Origin of the sequence: Haloferula helveola (assembly GCF_037076345.1) — a bacterium.
GTDB lineage: Bacteria > Verrucomicrobiota > Verrucomicrobiia > Verrucomicrobiales > Akkermansiaceae > Haloferula > Haloferula helveola.
Genome location: NZ_AP024702.1, coordinates 5345804 through 5362103, shown reverse-complemented (window position 1 = coordinate 5362103; position 16300 = coordinate 5345804). Strand labels below are relative to the sequence as shown.

General features: G+C 62.5%; 11 protein-coding genes. 9 read left to right on the top strand and 2 right to left on the bottom strand.

The window, feature by feature from the left end:
* Positions 1 to 179: 179 nt before the first annotated feature.
* The 9 genes from HAHE_RS20445 (at position 180) to HAHE_RS20405 (ending at position 10208) form a co-directional block, all read left to right on the top strand.
* Entirely contained in the window at positions 180 to 842 is a 663-nt protein-coding gene (locus HAHE_RS20445; RefSeq protein ID WP_338687118.1) for a sigma-70 family RNA polymerase sigma factor, read from the top strand.
* Positions 829 to 3414: an SUMF1/EgtB/PvdO family nonheme iron enzyme gene (locus HAHE_RS20440; protein WP_338687116.1), complete on the top strand. Its 2586-nt coding sequence runs from the start codon at positions 829 to 831 to the stop codon at positions 3412 to 3414. Before HAHE_RS20445 ends, HAHE_RS20440 begins: the two co-directional genes overlap by 14 nt.
* Positions 3395 to 3805: an OsmC family protein gene (locus tag HAHE_RS20435; protein WP_338687114.1), complete on the top strand. Its 411-nt coding sequence runs from the start codon at positions 3395 to 3397 to the stop codon at positions 3803 to 3805. The genes HAHE_RS20440 and HAHE_RS20435 overlap by 20 nt, the downstream gene beginning before the upstream one ends.
* Positions 3806 to 3931: 126 nt before the next feature.
* Positions 3932 to 5692 carry a diflavin oxidoreductase gene (locus tag HAHE_RS20430; protein WP_338687112.1) on the top strand — a complete coding sequence of 587 codons (1761 nt, stop codon included), beginning with the start codon at positions 3932 to 3934 and terminating at the stop codon, positions 5690 to 5692.
* A 27-nt stretch (positions 5693 to 5719) separates the two neighbouring features.
* On the top strand, positions 5720 to 7438 hold the full coding sequence (locus HAHE_RS20425; RefSeq protein WP_338687110.1) for an NADPH-dependent assimilatory sulfite reductase hemoprotein subunit: 1719 nt from the start codon (positions 5720 to 5722) through the stop codon (positions 7436 to 7438).
* A gap of 2 nt (positions 7439 to 7440) precedes the next feature.
* Entirely contained in the window at positions 7441 to 8160 is a 720-nt protein-coding gene (locus HAHE_RS20420; RefSeq protein ID WP_338687108.1) for a phosphoadenylyl-sulfate reductase, read from the top strand.
* 17 nt (positions 8161 to 8177) lie between these two features.
* Positions 8178 to 9137 carry a cysteine synthase A gene (gene cysK / locus HAHE_RS20415; RefSeq protein ID WP_338687106.1) on the top strand — a complete coding sequence of 320 codons (960 nt, stop codon included), beginning with the start codon at positions 8178 to 8180 and terminating at the stop codon, positions 9135 to 9137.
* 102 nt (positions 9138 to 9239) lie between these two features.
* The gene (locus HAHE_RS20410; protein WP_338687104.1) at positions 9240 to 9692 is read left to right on the top strand and encodes a hypothetical protein; all 453 of its coding nucleotides are present in this window, start codon (positions 9240 to 9242) and stop codon (positions 9690 to 9692) included.
* Positions 9693 to 9749: 57 nt separating this feature from the next.
* Complete coding sequence (locus tag HAHE_RS20405) at positions 9750 to 10208, top strand: hypothetical protein (RefSeq protein WP_338687102.1); 459 nt, start codon at positions 9750 to 9752, stop codon at positions 10206 to 10208.
* 1 nt (position 10209) lies between these two features.
* Here HAHE_RS20405 and HAHE_RS20400 read toward each other — a convergent pair whose 3' ends face one another.
* On the bottom strand, positions 10210 to 12495 hold the full coding sequence (locus tag HAHE_RS20400) for a DUF7133 domain-containing protein (RefSeq protein ID WP_338687101.1): 2286 nt from the start codon (positions 12493 to 12495) through the stop codon (positions 10210 to 10212).
* A gap of 90 nt (positions 12496 to 12585) precedes the next feature.
* On the bottom strand, positions 12586 to 16299 hold the full coding sequence (locus HAHE_RS20395; protein ID WP_338687099.1) for a phosphoribosylformylglycinamidine synthase: 3714 nt from the start codon (positions 16297 to 16299) through the stop codon (positions 12586 to 12588).
* Position 16300 lies beyond the last annotated feature (1 nt).

Sequence of the window (16300 nt, the reverse complement as noted above, 5' to 3'; positions counted from 1 at the left end):
GATGCGCACGGGGGGATGAACCCTTCCAAAGTAGGGGATCGGGGAAGTTCGGGAAAGGGGAAGATGCACGCTTCGCATCGCCGGATGGTTTGGAAATGCGGAGTTTTTTTTTGGGAACCGGCTCCGATCCGGGAGTCGGTGAAAGACAAGGGTTGCGGCCCGTGGTATGGGGAGGCCCGATGGCTGACCAATCAGAGGACAAGGAACGCGAAAAAGTCCTGCAGGAAGCGTACGAGCAGACCCGGAAGAGTCTGATTGCACGCCTCGACAACTGGGAGGACCAGCGCACGTGGGAGGAATTCTACCAAACCTACTGGCGCCTGATCTACGCGGTTGGGATCAAGGCCGGATTGCGTCCTGAGGAGGCTCACGATTGCGTTCAGGAGACGATTCTCTCCATCGCCAAACAGAGTAAAAAGAAGCTCTACGACCCGAATCAGGGCTCCTTCAAGACTTGGCTGATGAACATGACCCGGTGGCGGATCAATGACCAGTTCCGCAAGCGGAAGAAGGATACCGCGATGGCCGGAGGTGATTGGGACAGCGATCGCAAGACCGCGGTGATCGACCGCTTCGAGGATCCGAAGGGCGACCTGCTGGAGCGTCTGTGGGACGTCGAGTGGAAGAAGAACATCGCCGACGCGGCGCTGGCGCGGGTCAAGGCGCAGGTTTCCCCCAAGCAGTATCAGATTTTCGACTACTACGTGGTCAAACAGTGGGATGCCAAGAAGGTGCAGGAGCACCTCAACGTGAGCATGGCCCAAGTCTATCTGGCCAAGCATCGGGTGGGTGCGGTATTGAAAAAGGAGCTAGCCCGCCTCGAAGAGAATGCCGACGACTAGAGTCCGCCCCGATCCGAAGATCCCGGACCATGAGGTTCTGAGGAGGATCGGCGGTGGCGCCTACGGCGAAGTCTGGCTCGCGCGTGGCGTGACCGGGGCCTTGCGGGCGGTCAAGGTGCTCTGGCGGGAGGATTTCGAGGACGAGCGTTCGTTCGAGCGGGAGTTTGAGGGCATCCTCAAATACGAGCCGATCTCGCGCGATCACCCCGGCCTCGTCAATGTGCTGCACGTCGGCCGCAGCCTCGAGGGGCCGGCGTTTTACTACTACGTGATGGAACTCGGGGACGACATCGTCTCCGGCGGCGACATCAACCCGATCGAATACGAGGCACGGACGGTGCGGAGTGACGTCAAGAGGGCGGGCGGCAAGCGGCTCGACACGGGATTGTGCATCGAGGTCGGGCAGCGTCTGGCCGAGGCGCTGAAGCACCTCCACGACAGCGGGCTCGCGCACCGAGATGTCAAGCCGGCCAACGTGATCTTCGTCAATGGCAAGGCCAAGCTGGCGGATATCGGCCTCGTCGCCACCCGCGGCCAGCGGACATTTGTCGGGACGGAGGGTTTCGTGCCGCCCGAGGGTCCCGGGTCGGCGCAGGCCGACGTGTATTCGCTCGGCAAGGTGCTCTACGAGATGGCGACCGGAAAGGACCGGCTGGACTTTCCTGAGCTGCCTGACGAGCTGCCCGACGGCCCCGAGAGGCGCCAGTGGCTTGCCCTCAACCAGGTAATCTGTGACGTCTGCGAGCCGCATGTCTCGCGCCGCACGATCCGGACCGCCGGTGAGTTGGGCGAGGCGCTCAACTCGCTGAGGACGGGAAGGCATCGTCGCCGCCGTCGGCCGATCGGCGCGTTCCTGATGTCGATGCTGCTCGGTGTCGGCTTGATGTGGGGCGGCTGGGAAGCGGTGCATCGCAGTCCGCTGGCGGATGCCTTCGGGCTTGTCCCTCCACCCACGCCTCCCGCGCCGCCGCGAAAGGCGTTCATCAAGGTGACCAGCACGCCCGACGGGGCCGACGTGATCGACGTGGTCGATCGGGAGTCGGGCATGGGCGAATTGATCGGCCGGACGCCGACCGACGTGCTCGATTCATACGTCGGCGAGGAGTTGTCGCTGCGCATCCTCCGGGACGGCTACCAGCCCTATGAGGTGACCACCGTGGTTCCGATGTCGGCGGCCGAGGAGCCCTTGGTGATTTCGGCGGTGCTGAAAGTTTACTCGCCACCGGCCCAAAACGAGCCATGGACGGATCAGGTCGGGGTGGACTATCGCCCTCTCGGCGAAGGTCATGAAAGTGTGGGACCGGTCGGGGAGAAGGCATGGAAGGCCTACGCCGAGGCCGAGCAGCGTCCACAGGACGTCGCGCAGATCATCAAGATGGATCTGGGTGGAAAGAAGGTCTCCGCGGTTGTGACCAGCGATGCGGAAGCGAAAAAGTACTGCGAGTGGCTGGTCCGCGCGGGAGTCGAGCAGGGGTACCTGACCACCGATCACGAGGCCCTGCCGCAGTTTCAGAAAGACTTCCCGAAGAACGGGCTGAAGCCTGCCGCCCGAAAGGAGAACTGGAAGCCGTTCCGGGTTCTGGTACGGCGGATCCCGTACAGTCGGGTGATGGTCGAGACCGTTCCTCCCGGTGCGGAGATCTATCTCAACGGTTTGAGCCAAGGGTCATCCTCGGGGCCGCTGCTTCTCGATCAGGTGCGGCCGGGGCGCATCGAGCTGATGGCATCCCTCGAGGGTTACAAGTCGGAGACCCGGACGATCAACCTCGGCGAAAAGGAGTTCAAGGAGCTGAAGATCGAGCTGCGGAAGAACAAGAGCGTGGTGATCACCGACCTCTGGGACAACTCGCTTGGCATGCGGATGATTCCTGCCGGTGACGGCTGGATGGTCGCGGCATGGGAGACGAGGCGGTCGGATTACCAAGCGTATGTCCGGGCGACCGGCGCCCGTTTGCCGGAACTGCCGATCGTCGGTGAAAAGGAGGGTGAACACCCGGTGGTGTCGGTCTCACGGGAGGAGAGCGAGGCGTTCTGCGAGTGGCTGACCGAGAAAGAGCGGAAGGAGGACCGGCTGACCCGCTCTCTGGAATACAGGCTGCCAACGGATTTCGAGTGGAGCGAATTGGCCGGGACGATGGAGATCGCCGGCACTTCGCCGGCGACACGCGACCGGCTGAAGCCGAGAATCTTCTTCTGGGGCGCCAACTGGCCGCCGGTCGCGGCGATCGCCAATCTCGGGCCGATCGAGGGATTTCAGGACGGCTACGACACGACCGCGCCGGTCGGCTCATTCCCTGCCAATGAGAACGGCGTCTTCGACCTATGCGGCAACGTCCAGGAGTGGGTGAGCGATTCCTACAGCCGCCTCAACAACGAGAACGGCGTACTCAGGGGCGGGAGCTGGGGCAGCGTGCAGGAGAAGGACCTGTATGTGGGTTCTCGCAATCCCCAGCCGCCGGACGCCACCGACCCGACCTACGGCTTTCGGGTGGTGCTGGCCAAGAAGAAGGCCGAGCCCGCCGAAGATCCCGACGAAGAATCCGAAGACGAAGATGGTTCAGATCCAGATTGATTATGAAGGGGAGCTTCATTGCTCCGCGGCGCATGGCCCCTCGGGCAATGTCATCAGCACCGATGCTCCGGTGGACAACAACGGCAGAGGGGAGGCGTTTTCGCCGACCGATCTTGTCGCGACCGCGCTCGGTGCCTGCATGTGCACGGTGATGGGAATCGCCGCCCGCCGGAAGGAGATCCCGATCGAAGGCATGAAGGTCACGGTGAGGAAGCACATGGCTTCGGATACGCCCCGGAGGATCTCGAAGTTGGAGCTCGATCTCCACGTCCCGCTGCCGCCGGATCATCCGGAAAGAGCTTTTCTCGAGGCTACGGGGCGGGCCTGTCCCGTGCACCACAGCATCCATCCGGATATTGAGGTGGTGATGAATTGGGAGTGGCTCGGTTGAGAGCCGCAGGTCCGACTCGGTTCCGCTTCTGATGCCCCACTTTTGGGGATTTTCGCTTGCGTCACAGGCAGGGGCGGTTGAGTCTCCGGCACATAAGTTTACAAAACAAGGTAACACACTAAGGTAATGCTTCCAGAGCACGCACCCTTTTCTCCCGAGCAGCGCAGCGCCGCGGCTTCCCTTCTGCAAGGCCTGACACCCGGCCAGCGGCTGTGGCTGGCTGGATATCTCTCGGCCGAATCCGGATCGGAAACGGCTGCTGCCACGCCGTCCGCCAGCCCCCTGCTCGTGCTTTACGGCACGGAGTCGGGCAATGCCGAGGCACTTGCCGATCTCACCGCGAAGCAGGCCAAGAAGCGCGGCTTCAAGCCCAGCGTGAAGAACATGGCCGACCTCTCACCGGCGGATCTTGCCAAAGCCGGCAAGCTGTTGGTGATCGTGAGCACCTGGGGCGATGGCGATCCGCCCGAGTCGGCCACTGGCTTCTACAACGGACTCATGCAGGAAAAGGTCGATCTGTCCGGTGTGAGCTTTTCGGTGTGCGCGCTCGGTGACACATCCTACGAGCAGTTCTGCAAGACGGGGAAGGACATCGACGCGCGTCTTGAGGCGCTCGGTGCGAAGCGGACGACGCCCCGCAAGGATTGCGACGTCGATTACGATGAGGATCATGCCGCGTGGCTGGATGAGGCGCTGTCCTCATTCGGTCCTGCGGTTGCCGCACCGGCTGCTCCTGCGGTCGCGATCCCGGTCGCCGGTGAGGCATTTGGGAAAAAGAACCCGTTCCCATCCGAGATGCTGGAGAAGGTTCTCCTGAACGGGGAGGGCTCGCAGAAGGAGACGTGGCACTACGAACTCTCGCTTGAAGGATCGGGCATGAGTTATCTGCCCGGCGATGCATTGGCGGTCGTACCCCTGAACGCCCCCGACATGGTCGAAGGCGTGCTCAAGGCCGCGAAGCTCAAGGGCACCGAGAAGGTGAGCCTCAAGGGTGGCGATGAGAAAGTCTTGGCCGACGCACTTCGCGAGGACTTCGAGATCACGGTCCTTTCAAAGGCGGTTCTGAAGAAGCTTCAGGCTGTCGCGAAGTCCGAGCGTCTCGAAGGTTTGCTCGCCGACGACGCGAAGGATCAATTGAAGGACTACCTCTGGGGTCGGTGGGTTGCCGACGCTCTCGCGGAATTCGCGCCGAAGGGTGTCTCGGCGGATGAACTCGTCGGAATCCTCCGCAAGCTTCCGCCGCGCCTCTATTCGATCGCTTCAAGCCCGCTCGCTCATCCGGATGAGGTTCACCTGACGGTGGCTTCGGTTCGCTATGAGGCGCATGGGCTGCAGCGCAAGGGGGTTGCATCGACCTTTCTCGCCGACCTTGTCGAGACCGGTCAGCAGGTTCGGGTCTATACCCACGTGAACAAGAACTTCCGACTGCCGGATTCGGACGACACGCCGATCATCATGGTGGGCCCGGGTACGGGCATCGCTCCGTTCCGTGCCTTCGTCGAGCACCGTGCCGAGACCGGTGCGAAAGGCGACTCGTGGCTGATCTTCGGAGACCAGCGCTACACCTACGACTTCCTCTACCAGCTCGAGTGGCAGGATCATCTCTCGAATGGTGCGCTCAACCGCTTGGACGTCGCCTTCTCGCGCGACCAACCGGAGAAGGTCTACGTTCAGGACAAGATGCGTGAGAACGCCGCCGAGTTGTTTGCATGGCTTGAGAAGGGTGCTCACTTTTACGTCTGCGGCGACGCCTCCCGCATGGCGCACGATGTGAACGAAGCGCTGATCGGTATCATCGAAGCCGAGGGCAAGCGCAGCAGGGAAGAAGCGGAGGCCTACGTCGAGGGGTTGCGCAAGTCCAAGCGCTACCAGCGCGACGTCTATTAATCATCAACGTTTCAGATTTTCAGAGAGATGAGTGAAGAGAAGCTTTCAGCAAACGAAGGGATCAAGATCCGTTCGAACTACCTGCGGGGAACCATCGCCGAAGGATTGGCTGACCTTTCGACGGGATCGCTGTCGGAAGACGACGGCCAGCTTTTGAAGTTCCACGGTTCCTACCAGCAGGACGATCGCGACCTGCGGCCGGGCCGTCGGAAGCACAAGCTGGAGAAGGCGTTTTCCTTCATGATCCGGGTCCGGGTTCCGGGTGGTGTTGCGACGCCGAAACAGTGGCTCGAGACCGACCGCATGGCGGATCAGTTCGCCAACGGTACGATCAAGCTGACGACCCGCCAGGCGTTCCAGCTTCACGGGATCATCAAGTCGAACCTCAAGCGGACGGTGAAGGAGATCAACGATGCCGCGATGGATACGATCGCCGCCTGCGGCGACGTGAACCGCAACGTGATGTGCAATCCGAATCCGCATCTGTCGTCGATCCACGAACAGGCGCTGCGCGCCGCACAGGAGATTTCCGACCACCTGACCCCGCAGACCAGGGCCTATCACGAGATCTGGCTCGATGGCGAGAAGCTCGAAAGCTCCGAGGAGGAGGTCGAGCCGATCTACGGCAAGACCTACCTGCCGCGGAAGTTCAAGATCACCGTCGCGGTGCCGCCATCCAATGATGTCGATGTCTACGCCAATGACCTGTCGTTCATCGCGATCGTCGAGGACGGCAAGCTCACAGGCTACAACGTCGCGGTCGGTGGAGGGCTCGGCATGACTCACGGTGCGGAGGCAACCTTCCCGCGGATTGCGGAGGTGATCGGCTTCTGCACGCCTGACAAGGTTGTCGATGTCTCGGAAAAGGTGGTGCTCGTCCAGCGGGACTACGGTGACCGGACCGATCGCAAGCACGCTCGGCTCAAATACACCATCCAGGACCGCGGGACCGACTGGTTCCTCGCCGAGTTGAACAAGTATCTCGGCTATGACCTCGAGCCTGCCCGCGATTTCCACTTTGAAGACAACGGCGACCGGTATGGCTGGGTGGAGGACGAGCGTGGCAATTTCCACTACACGCTGTTCGTCCAGGGCGGCCGTGTGATTGATACGCCGGGCTATCCGATGCGCGAGGGTCTGCGGGAGATCGCGAAAGTCCACGAGGGCGACTTCAGGCTGACCGCGAACCAGAACGTCATCATCGCCAATGTGGCGGAGGAGAAGCGTCCGGAGATCGAGGCGCTGCTCGAAAAGTACGGCATGCACCGGAGTCACGAGCGGAGTGCGATGCGCCTCGCATCGATCGCCTGTGTCGCGCTTCCGACCTGCGGTTTGGCACTCGCCGAGGCGGAGCGCTATCTGCCGGACGTCATTACCGATCTTGAGGAGAAGCTCGAGGAGTTGGGCCTTCGGCACGATGCGATCACCATCCGCATGACCGGGTGCCCGAACGGCTGCGGACGTCCGTTCATTTCCGAGATCGGCTTCGTCGGTCGTGGTCCGGGTCGCTACAACCTGTATCTCGGTGGCGGCTTTGCCGGGCAGCGGCTCAGCAAGCTTTACCGGCAGGATCTTGATGCCAACCAGATCGGTGCGACTCTGGGTCCGATTCTTGAGCACTACGCCAAGGAGCGCAGCGAGGGCGAGCGATTCGGGGACTTCGTGATCCGGGCCGGTTACGTCAACGAAACCATCCAAGGGCCGGACTTCCACGAGAACATCAAGCCGGAAGCCATTCAGAATTGAGCATGTCAGCGACCGCTCCAACCGCGGACGCCCTGACGTCCGAACTGACCGGCCTGAGCGCGCCCGACCGGATCCGGTTGCTACGCGACCGGTTCGAAGGTCGTCTTGCGGCATCGACGAGCTTCGGCATCCAGTCGGCAGTGATGCTCGACCTCCTGTCGAAGCACGCGCCCGATGTCCCGGTCGTCTTTATCGATACCGGCTATCTATTCCCCGAGACCTATCGCTACGCGGAGGAATTGGTGAAGCGTTTCGGAACCGATCTTCGTGTTTATCAGCCGCAGATGAGCGCGGCCCGGATGGAGGCGGTGCACGGGCGCCTTTGGGAAGAGGGAGGCGAGGGCTTGGAGCGCTACGGCCTGCTGACAAAGGTCGAGCCGATGGCCCGCGCGCTTTCCGAGCTGGGAGCGGAGGTCTGGCTGAGCGGATTACGGCGTAGCCAGTCGAGCACCCGGGCCGACCGCCCTTTCGCGGAGTCGCAGAAGCGGACACTCAAGGTCTATCCGATCCTGGACTGGGCGGACGCCCAGGTTTCCGCCTACATGCATGATCACGACTTGCCACCCCATCCGCTGGCGTCGCAGGGTTATGTGACCATGGGAGATTGGCACAGCACGCGACCGGCCGATCCCGAGCAAAGTGCCGAGGCCACCCGCTTCAATGGCGAGAAATACGAGTGCGGGCTGCACCTCGACTCCGGCAACAACGATTTCCAAATCTAACCCAAACCACCCCAATCATGGCTATTGCAGAGAACATGGTTGCCACCGTTGGCAACACCCCGCTGATCCGTCTCAACAAGGTCGGTGCCGATCTCGGTGCCGAGATCTGCGTGAAGGCGGAATTCTTCAACCCGCTGTTCAGCGTGAAGGACCGCATCGGAAAGTCGATGATCGAGGCCGCCGAGAAGGATGGCTCGCTCAAGCCGGGCGGACTCATCATCGAACCGACTTCGGGAAACACCGGGATCGCACTCGCCTTTGTTGCCCGCGCCAAGGGCTACCGCTGCATGCTCGTCATGCCTGAGAGCATGTCGATCGAGCGCCGGGTCCTGCTGCGGATGCTGGGCGCCGAACTCGTGCTCACTCCCCGTGCGAAGGGGATGGGTGGAGCGATCGCGATGTCGAAGAAGCTCCTCGAAGAGAACGAAGGATCCTTCGGGCCAGGACAGTTCGATAACCCTGCGAATCCTCAGGTTCATCGCGAGACGACCGCTGAGGAGATCTGGGCGGACACGGGTGGCGAAATCGCCGCGTTCGTAGCGGGTGTCGGAACCGGTGGAACGATCACCGGTGTCTCGGAAGTGCTCAAATCCCGCTGCGACATGAAGACCTTCGCGGTCGAGCCTTCGGCCAGCCCGGTGATTTCGGGTGGCGATCCGGGCCCGCACATGATCCAGGGCATCGGTGCCGGATTCATCCCCGGAAACCTCAATGTCGACATCATCGACGGCACCGTTCAGGTGAGCAACGAGGATGCGTTCGCGACCGCACAGGCGCTTGCTCAGGACGAAGGACTGCCTGCGGGAATTTCCACCGGTGCCAATGTCTGGGCGGCGATGGAGATCGCCAAGCGTCCCGAGTTCCAAGGGAAACGCATTGTTACGGTCGGATGCTCATCGACCGAGCGTTACCTTTCGACATTGCTCGCCGAAAAGATGCGCGAGGAAGTGTCGAACCTTCCGGTGGAAGAGGTCTGATTCGCACTTCGATAAGGTTTTGACGCGCTCCGTTCCGATGTCGGGACGGGGCGCGTCGGCGTTTCAGGGGGCGATTGTTTGACAAGGATTTGCGGCGGGCCGATGCTCCGCTGCAGAAACGTCATGTGGACTCCTGACGACACGTATGCGATCGCGCGCATCGACTTGCCGAGTGCCAGCACTCACGGCTGGCAGGTGCGGCTGCAACGTCGGGGGGAGAAGTTCGGCAAGTACTTCGCCGACCGGCAGTGTGGCGGATCCCGGGCGTCCTATCGTGCGGCGAAGGCATGGCGCGATGCCTTGGTCGAGAGGCTCAAGGAGCAGGATCAGGCGCCGAGGATCTGTCTGAAGTCGGCGCGGAACTCATCCGGCGTGGTAGGGGTTTCAAAAGTCGCCGTGTCCGCCTCGAACGGGGAAACCTACTATTTCTGGCAGGCGACATGGTGTCCTGAGCCGGGCCAGCGGCGATGTGTGAAGTTCTCGATCCGCCGTCATGGCGACCGCAAGGCCTTCCGTCTGGCGGTCGAGGCTCGGCGGGAGGGCGTCGCTTCCTGACGCCGGATCCGCGATTTGGACTTGGATTGTCGGCTGGAGGGTTTCTGAATCGCCGCAATGTTCAGCGCCAGCCAACTCACCGAAGACCAGAAGTCCGCCCTTCATCAATGGGCCGCCGAGGGCGCGACGATCGCCGATCTCCAAAAGCGCCTGAAGGACGAGTTCGGTGTGGGTATCACCTACATGGACGCGCGGTTCCTTGTGCTCGATCTCGGAGTGCAGATCCAGGAAGAAAAGGAGGAGGAACCCCAAGCCCAACCTGAAGAGGCGGTGGTCGAGGAGTCCGCTCCCGCAGGTGGGGGTTCCGTCACTGTCACGATGGACAGCGTCGCGGTGCCTGGTGCGATGGTCAGTGGCAAGGTGACGTTCTCCGACGGCGAAGGTGCGATCTGGATGATCGATCAGATGGGGCGTCCTGGCCTTGACCCGGACACCCCCGGCTACCGCCCGTCACCGGAGGACATCGAGTCGTTCCAAAAGCAGCTTACCGAATTGGTGAGGCAGCAGGGGATGTGACTCACTTCAACTCGTCCGCCGTCCACGGCCGGCCGGAACGTTCCGCAGTAGCGGCACGAACTTTCTTGGCCGTTCCCGCTTCCACAGCGGAAGCTTTGTTGTCCCACTCGTTGCGGATGTAGGTCGTGATGTCGGCCAAACGGGCATCGGTCATCGCCGGGTTGAACGAAAGGCCGGGCATCGCGGCCGGCGGGTTGTAGGTTTCCCCGGCGACCTTGACGGGTCCGGTCATCCCATGGAGCAGGATCTTCAGCAGGCGCTCCGGATCTCCCGTGACCCATTCGGAGCCGTCAAGCGGCGGGCCGAGATTGGGCAAGCCGGCACCGTCGGCACCGTGGCAGCCGACGCAGGCGGCTTCTCCGTGGTAGAGCTCTTTGCCGCGGCCATAGGAAGCGAGTGCGGCGCCCTTCAGGTTCGGGCCGGACTTCTTGCTTGGAGCCTTCGCTGCTTGTTCGAGCCAACCCTTGAGTTGTTTGTCCTTCAGGGCTTCGGGGTGGGAATCGATGAAGCTCCGCTCGTGTCCGGAGAGGCCCGCCACCGCCGCTTCGCGAACGAATGGCTGCTTGCCGGATTCGAGCAGCAGCTTGGCAAGGGCTTCCAAGGCGGCAGGATCGCCGGTCTTGCCAAGGACCTTCGCTCGGTAGGGAAGCGACTCGCCGTCGCCCTTTGAAGAGGCGAGCGCGCTCGCGATGGCACCAAGCTGGGAATCCGGCAAACGCGTGGCCGCCCACAGGGCGCTGGCGCGGAGTTTCGCCTCGGTCGAGGTGAAAACCGGAAGTAGATCGTTGGCTTCAAGGACTCCCAGACCCTCAAGGCACCAGATCGAGTGGATCGCACCGAGACCGTTGTCCGGCTTGATCTGGTCGCGGAGCAGCGGCGCATACACGGAAGGATCGCTCTGGACGATCAAACGCTGGGCCATCTCCCGGTGCCATGCATTCGGGTGGGAAAGCAGCGCGACCCGCTTTTCGGGTGAGAGCCCGGCGAGGTCTTCCGGCTTTTCCAGTTGTCCCTCTTGCGCCCGGATCCGGTAGATCCGCCCGTGCCCGTAGCCGGGTTTGTCCAGACCGCGGGACAGCGTCTGCTCCCGCAGATAGCTGGTCATGTAGGTCTTGTGCTGGATGATCCCGTGATACATGTCGACGAGGTACAACGATCCGTCCGGCGCGCTGTAGAGATTGACCGGACGGAAACGCTCGTCGGTCGATGCGAGGAACTCGGTTTCGCCGGGAAGGTGGCTTCCGGTCAGCTTGCCATCCTTGTCCTCGATCTTGATCGCTTTGACGAGGTTGGCGGTCGACTCCGAAACAAACGCGGTGTCTTTCCATGCCTCGGGGAAGTTGGTGCCGCGATAGACGGTCATGCCGGCCGCGGCCGTGCAATTGATGAGCTTGTGCGTCTTCGGATCGAGCGTCTGCTGGCTGTAACCGTTTCGCTTGTCCATGTAGGCGCGGTTGACGGCCGGGGTAACGCGGATCGGCCACACGCGATTAGTACCGAGACGGGTCGTGTCGTTGACCTTCATCTTGGCATTCGGATTGCCGGTCAGGAGGTTCGGGACGACGAGATCGCCGACAAGAAACGTCGAGTTGTTGTTGTGGTAGAGGCGGCCGTAGTCATCGCGCGCGATGCCCCACTGCCCACGGAACTGCGTCTTCTCGATCTCCCACTTCCCGTTGATCCGGCGGATGCGCTTGTCGGACTTCGCGAGGTAGAGCCAGTTGTCGAGGTTCCAAAGCAGGCCGTTGGGCTTGTGCTCGACATTGCCTCCCTTGGCGAACTCGGCGTCGATCACCTCGACATCGCCGGACGGTTTCAGTCCGTCGCGCTTGACCCAGCACAGCCGCATTTCATCGATGAAAAGGATCCCGTCTTCGTAGATGGCCACCGAGCGGGGAAGCAGGAGTTTGTCGAGAAACACGGTGCGGGTCTCAGCCTTGCCGTCGCCGTCCTTGTCCTCGAGGACCACGATACGCCCCTGCGGGATGCTTTCCTCCTTGCCGTCGATATCGGGCATGTAGCCGCGCATTTCGCAGACCCACATCCGCCCGGCGGAATCGAAGTCCATGCACACCGGCTTCTCGACCAAGGGCTCGGCGGCCACCGGCTCGATGACGAAGCCCGGCTGGAGCTTGAAGGTCTTGAGGGCCGCGTCGACATCTAGGACGGGTGCCGGAGGAATCAGATTCTCGGGAACCACCGGTTCCATATTGTCGTGACCCTTCCGGTCGCCGCGTTGGGCAAAGAGCGGAAGTGCGAGAGCAAGCGTGATCAGAGCGATGCGCATGCCTGATCTACGTGCACAACACCCGATTTTTCAACGAAAAGGACCGATTTGTCCTACAAATCTTGCGCCATTGGGCGAGTGCCTGATCGCTCAGGCGAACCACTGGACTCCGGCCCGGAACAGGGGCTGGTGTTTTTCGCCCGGGATGTTGCGAGCGACGTGAGTGCCGCGACGCTCGGTGTGTCCCATCTTGCCGAAAACCCGGCCGCAGGGGCTGGTGATGCCCTCGATGGCCGCAAGGGAGCCGTTGGGATTGAAACGGATCTCCATCGAAGGATTTCCGGCCGAGTCGCAGTACTGGGTCGCGATTTGTCCGGCGGCGGCCAGACGACTGATGGTCTCGGCGTCCGCGACGAGCTTGCCTTCACCGTGAGAGACCGGGATCCGGTGAATGTCGCCTTCCTCACAGGCGGCCAGCCACGGCGACAGGACGGACGTCACACGCGTGTGAGCGTAGCAGGAAACGTGGCGACCGATGTCGTTGTGGAACAGGGTCGGCGCATCAGCGGCGGGCTCCCGGATCTCACCGTAGGGAACCAGGCCCGTCTTGATCAGCGCTTGGAAGCCGTTGCAGATGCCGAGGATGAGACCATCGCGATTCTGGAGAAGATCCATCACCGCATCGGCGACTCTGGGGCTGCGAAGGACGGCGGCGATGAACTTCGCCGAGCCGTCGGGTTCATCCCCGGCACTGAAGCCACCGGGGAGCATCAGGATCTGCGATGCACGGATCCGGTCCGCGAGGGCTTGGAGTGACTCGTCGAGTGCCTCGGGAGTGAGATTCCTCAACACGAGGATCTCCGCTTCCGCTCCGGCTTCGTTGAAGGCCTTGGCGGAGTCGTATTCGGAGTTGGTACCGGGGAAGGCGGGAATGATGACCTTCGGTGCGGCGTGGGAAGTGGAGCCGGTGGGGCGAGTGGCTCCGGCGAGCGGAACCTCTTGCAAAGCGGCGGCAGGTTCCTCCGCCCGGGTCGGGTAGACGGACTCGAGGGCCCCGGTCCATTGCTCCCTCAAATCGTCAAGTGCGACCGGGACACCCGCAGGCTCAAGAAGGAGGGAGGGCTGCTCGGTTACGCTGCCGATTGCCACGGCACCCAGAGAAGCGGGCAGTGGCTCGCCATGCTCGATGAGGAACGCGGAGATGCCGCTCGCCTTCGGTAAGGCCGAGGAGGCCTCGAATCCCAGACCATTGCCGAAGCAGCAGGTCGCGAGGGCATGCTCGAGGCCGGCGGCGCCGATGTACTTCATCGAGATGATTCCGCCCGATCGGTTGAGCTCGTGGAGTGCGGCGGAGCTTGCCAGAACTGCCGGATAGTCTGGCAGGTTTTCCTCGGTCGGCGTGATCTCAACCACGCTGACCTTCGAGCCGGCCTGCTTGAACTCCGGGGAGAGCGCGAGGCTGGCCATGCCGGGAGCGAGTGCAAAGGAGACGAGGGTTGGCGGCACGTCGAGATCGTTGAAAGAGCCCGACATCGAGTCCTTGCCTCCGATGGCGGCGAGACGGAGGCCGTGTTGGGCGTCGAACGCGCCGAGCAGCGCGGCAAACGGAAGCCCCCATCGGCTCGGATCCGAACCCAGCTTCGGAAAGTACTCCTGAAGTGTCAGGCGGATGTCGGAGAGCCGTGCGCCCGCTGCGACACACTTCAGCGCAGACTCGGTGACCGCCCACGCGGCGCCGTGGAATGGGGAGTCGGAACTACGGTAAGGATCGTAGGCCCAGCTCATGTAGGTGCACGAGTCGGTGTCGCCCTCGAGCAAAGGCAGCTTGGCGACCATCGCGTCCGGGGGCGTGAGTTGGTGATCCCCGCCGAAGGGCCACAGGACGGTGCCAGCTCCGACCGAGCCGTCGAACATCTCGCCCAACCCCTTCTGGGAGCAGTGATTGAGATCCGCGAGGACTCCGGCCGAAATGGAGGGGATGTCCGCCGGTTCCTTCGATGCGGTCGGCGATTCGACGCGGATCGAGGCGGATTGCTGGACGCCGTTTGTGTCGAGAAAGGCACGGGACAAATCGACGATGGTCTTTCCGCGCCAGGTCATCCGCAGGCGGCCGTGGTCTCCGACCGTCGCCACATGGGTGCACTCGAGGTTCTCTTTCGCGGACTCGGCGATGAAGAAATCCCGGTCCGCGGGATCGACGCAGACCGCCATGCGTTCCTGTGACTCGGAGATCGCGAGTTCGGTTCCATCGAGGCCGTCGTATTTCTTCGGTACGGCATCGAGGTTGATGTCGAGCGAGGGAGCGATTTCGCCAATTGCCACGGAAACGCCACCGGCGCCGAAGTCGTTGCAAACCTTGATCCGCTTCGCCAGATCCGCCTTCCGGAAGAGTCGCTGGATCTTGCGTTCGGTCGGTGCGTCGCCCTTCTGGACCTCGGCTGAGTTCTCGAGTGCGGAGTCATCGTGCTCCTTCGACGAGCCGGTCGCGCCGCCGACGCCGTCCCGGCCCGTGCGGCCGCCGATCAGCAGAATCAGGTCGCCGGACGCGGGAGTGCCGCGGAAGACATTCGACCGGGGAGCCGCGGCGACGACTGCGCCGATTTCCATGCGCTTGGCGACATAGCCCGGATGATAGACCTCGGTGACCTGACCGGTCGCGAGTCCGATCTGGTTGCCGTACGACGAGTATCCCTCCGCCGCGATCTGGCAGATTTTGCGCTGGGGAAGCTTGCCTGGAAGGGTTTCCGCAAAGGGTGTCCGGGGATCCGCGGCCCCCGTGACCCGCATCGCCTGGTAGACATAGGAGCGGCCCGAAAGCGGGTCGCGGATGCATCCTCCGAGACAGGTCGCCGCACCACCGAACGGCTCGATCTCGGTCGGGTGGTTGTGCGTCTCGTTCTTGAACATCACCAGCCACTCTTCCCGGACGGGATCGGAGAAGGAGGATCCGGGTGTCGGCGTGATCTCGACCGGCACCACGATGGAAGCGGCGTTGATTTCTTCGGAGACTTCCAGATTGTCGAGTTCACCGCTGGCCCGGAGCTCGCGCATGCCAATCAGCGCGATGTCCATCAGGGTGACGGGACGATCCTCCCGGCCAAGATCCTTGCGGACCTGCCGATATGTTTCCCAAGCCCGCTGAACAGGTTCAGTGCCGGGTGCGAACTCCACCTTGTCGATCTTCGTGAGAAAGGTCGTGTGCCGGCAGTGGTCCGACCAGTAGGTGTCGAGCATCCGGATCTCGGTGATCGTCGGTGGACGACCTTCCTCGTCGCGGAAGTAGTTCTGGCAAAAGGCGACATCCTCCGGGGACATCGCGAGACCAAGTTCCTTCCTCAGTTCGGCCGGATCCAGGCTTTCGAAGCCTTCCAGAATCGCGACATCGGCCGGGGTGGGGGTCGGCACGCTGATCGTTTCGGGCAGCTCGAGCGAAGCCTCGTGCGAATCGACCGCATTGATCACGTAGTCCTTGATCCGTTCGAGGTCGCCTTCGGTGATGTTCCCCTCGAGCAGGATCACGTAGGCTGACGCGACCTTCGGGCGCTCCTTGCCGGTGAGGATCTGGATGCACTGGGCGGCCGAGTCGGCGCGTTGGTCGAACTGACCCGGCAAATACTCCACGGCGAAGGCGTGCTGGTTCGCGGGGATCTCGAGTGTGGTTGACGCGGTATCGACCTGCGGTTCGGCGAGGACGTTGCGGACGGCGAGGTCGAATTCCGAGTCGGTGAGACCATCGAGATCGTACCGCTGGACAATCCGCAGTCCGTCGAGCGCCGGGAGTTCGAGCGATTCGCGGAGTTCCCGCAGGAGGTGTCTGGCAGCGTTGGCGAAAGCGGGTCGTTTCTCGACGAAGATTCGGTGCATG

Excerpts from the sequence above, each read along its gene's own strand:
- HAHE_RS20445 (WP_338687118.1), top strand. The coding sequence starts at position 180 with ATGGCTGACCAATCAGAGGACAAGGAACGCGAAAAAGTCCTGCAGGAA.
- HAHE_RS20440 (WP_338687116.1), top strand. The coding sequence starts at position 829 with ATGCCGACGACTAGAGTCCGCCCCGATCCGAAGATCCCGGACCATGAG.
- HAHE_RS20435 (WP_338687114.1), top strand. The coding sequence starts at position 3,395 with ATGGTTCAGATCCAGATTGATTATGAAGGGGAGCTTCATTGCTCCGCG.
- HAHE_RS20430 (WP_338687112.1), top strand. The coding sequence starts at position 3,932 with ATGCTTCCAGAGCACGCACCCTTTTCTCCCGAGCAGCGCAGCGCCGCG.
- HAHE_RS20425 (WP_338687110.1), top strand. The coding sequence starts at position 5,720 with ATGAGTGAAGAGAAGCTTTCAGCAAACGAAGGGATCAAGATCCGTTCG.
- HAHE_RS20420 (WP_338687108.1), top strand. The coding sequence starts at position 7,441 with ATGTCAGCGACCGCTCCAACCGCGGACGCCCTGACGTCCGAACTGACC.
- cysK (WP_338687106.1), top strand. The coding sequence starts at position 8,178 with ATGGCTATTGCAGAGAACATGGTTGCCACCGTTGGCAACACCCCGCTG.
- HAHE_RS20410 (WP_338687104.1), top strand. The coding sequence starts at position 9,240 with ATGCTCCGCTGCAGAAACGTCATGTGGACTCCTGACGACACGTATGCG.
- HAHE_RS20405 (WP_338687102.1), top strand. The coding sequence starts at position 9,750 with ATGTTCAGCGCCAGCCAACTCACCGAAGACCAGAAGTCCGCCCTTCAT.
- HAHE_RS20400 (WP_338687101.1), bottom strand. The coding sequence starts at position 12,495 with ATGCGCATCGCTCTGATCACGCTTGCTCTCGCACTTCCGCTCTTTGCC.
- HAHE_RS20395 (WP_338687099.1), bottom strand. The coding sequence starts at position 16,299 with ATGCACCGAATCTTCGTCGAGAAACGACCCGCTTTCGCCAACGCTGCC.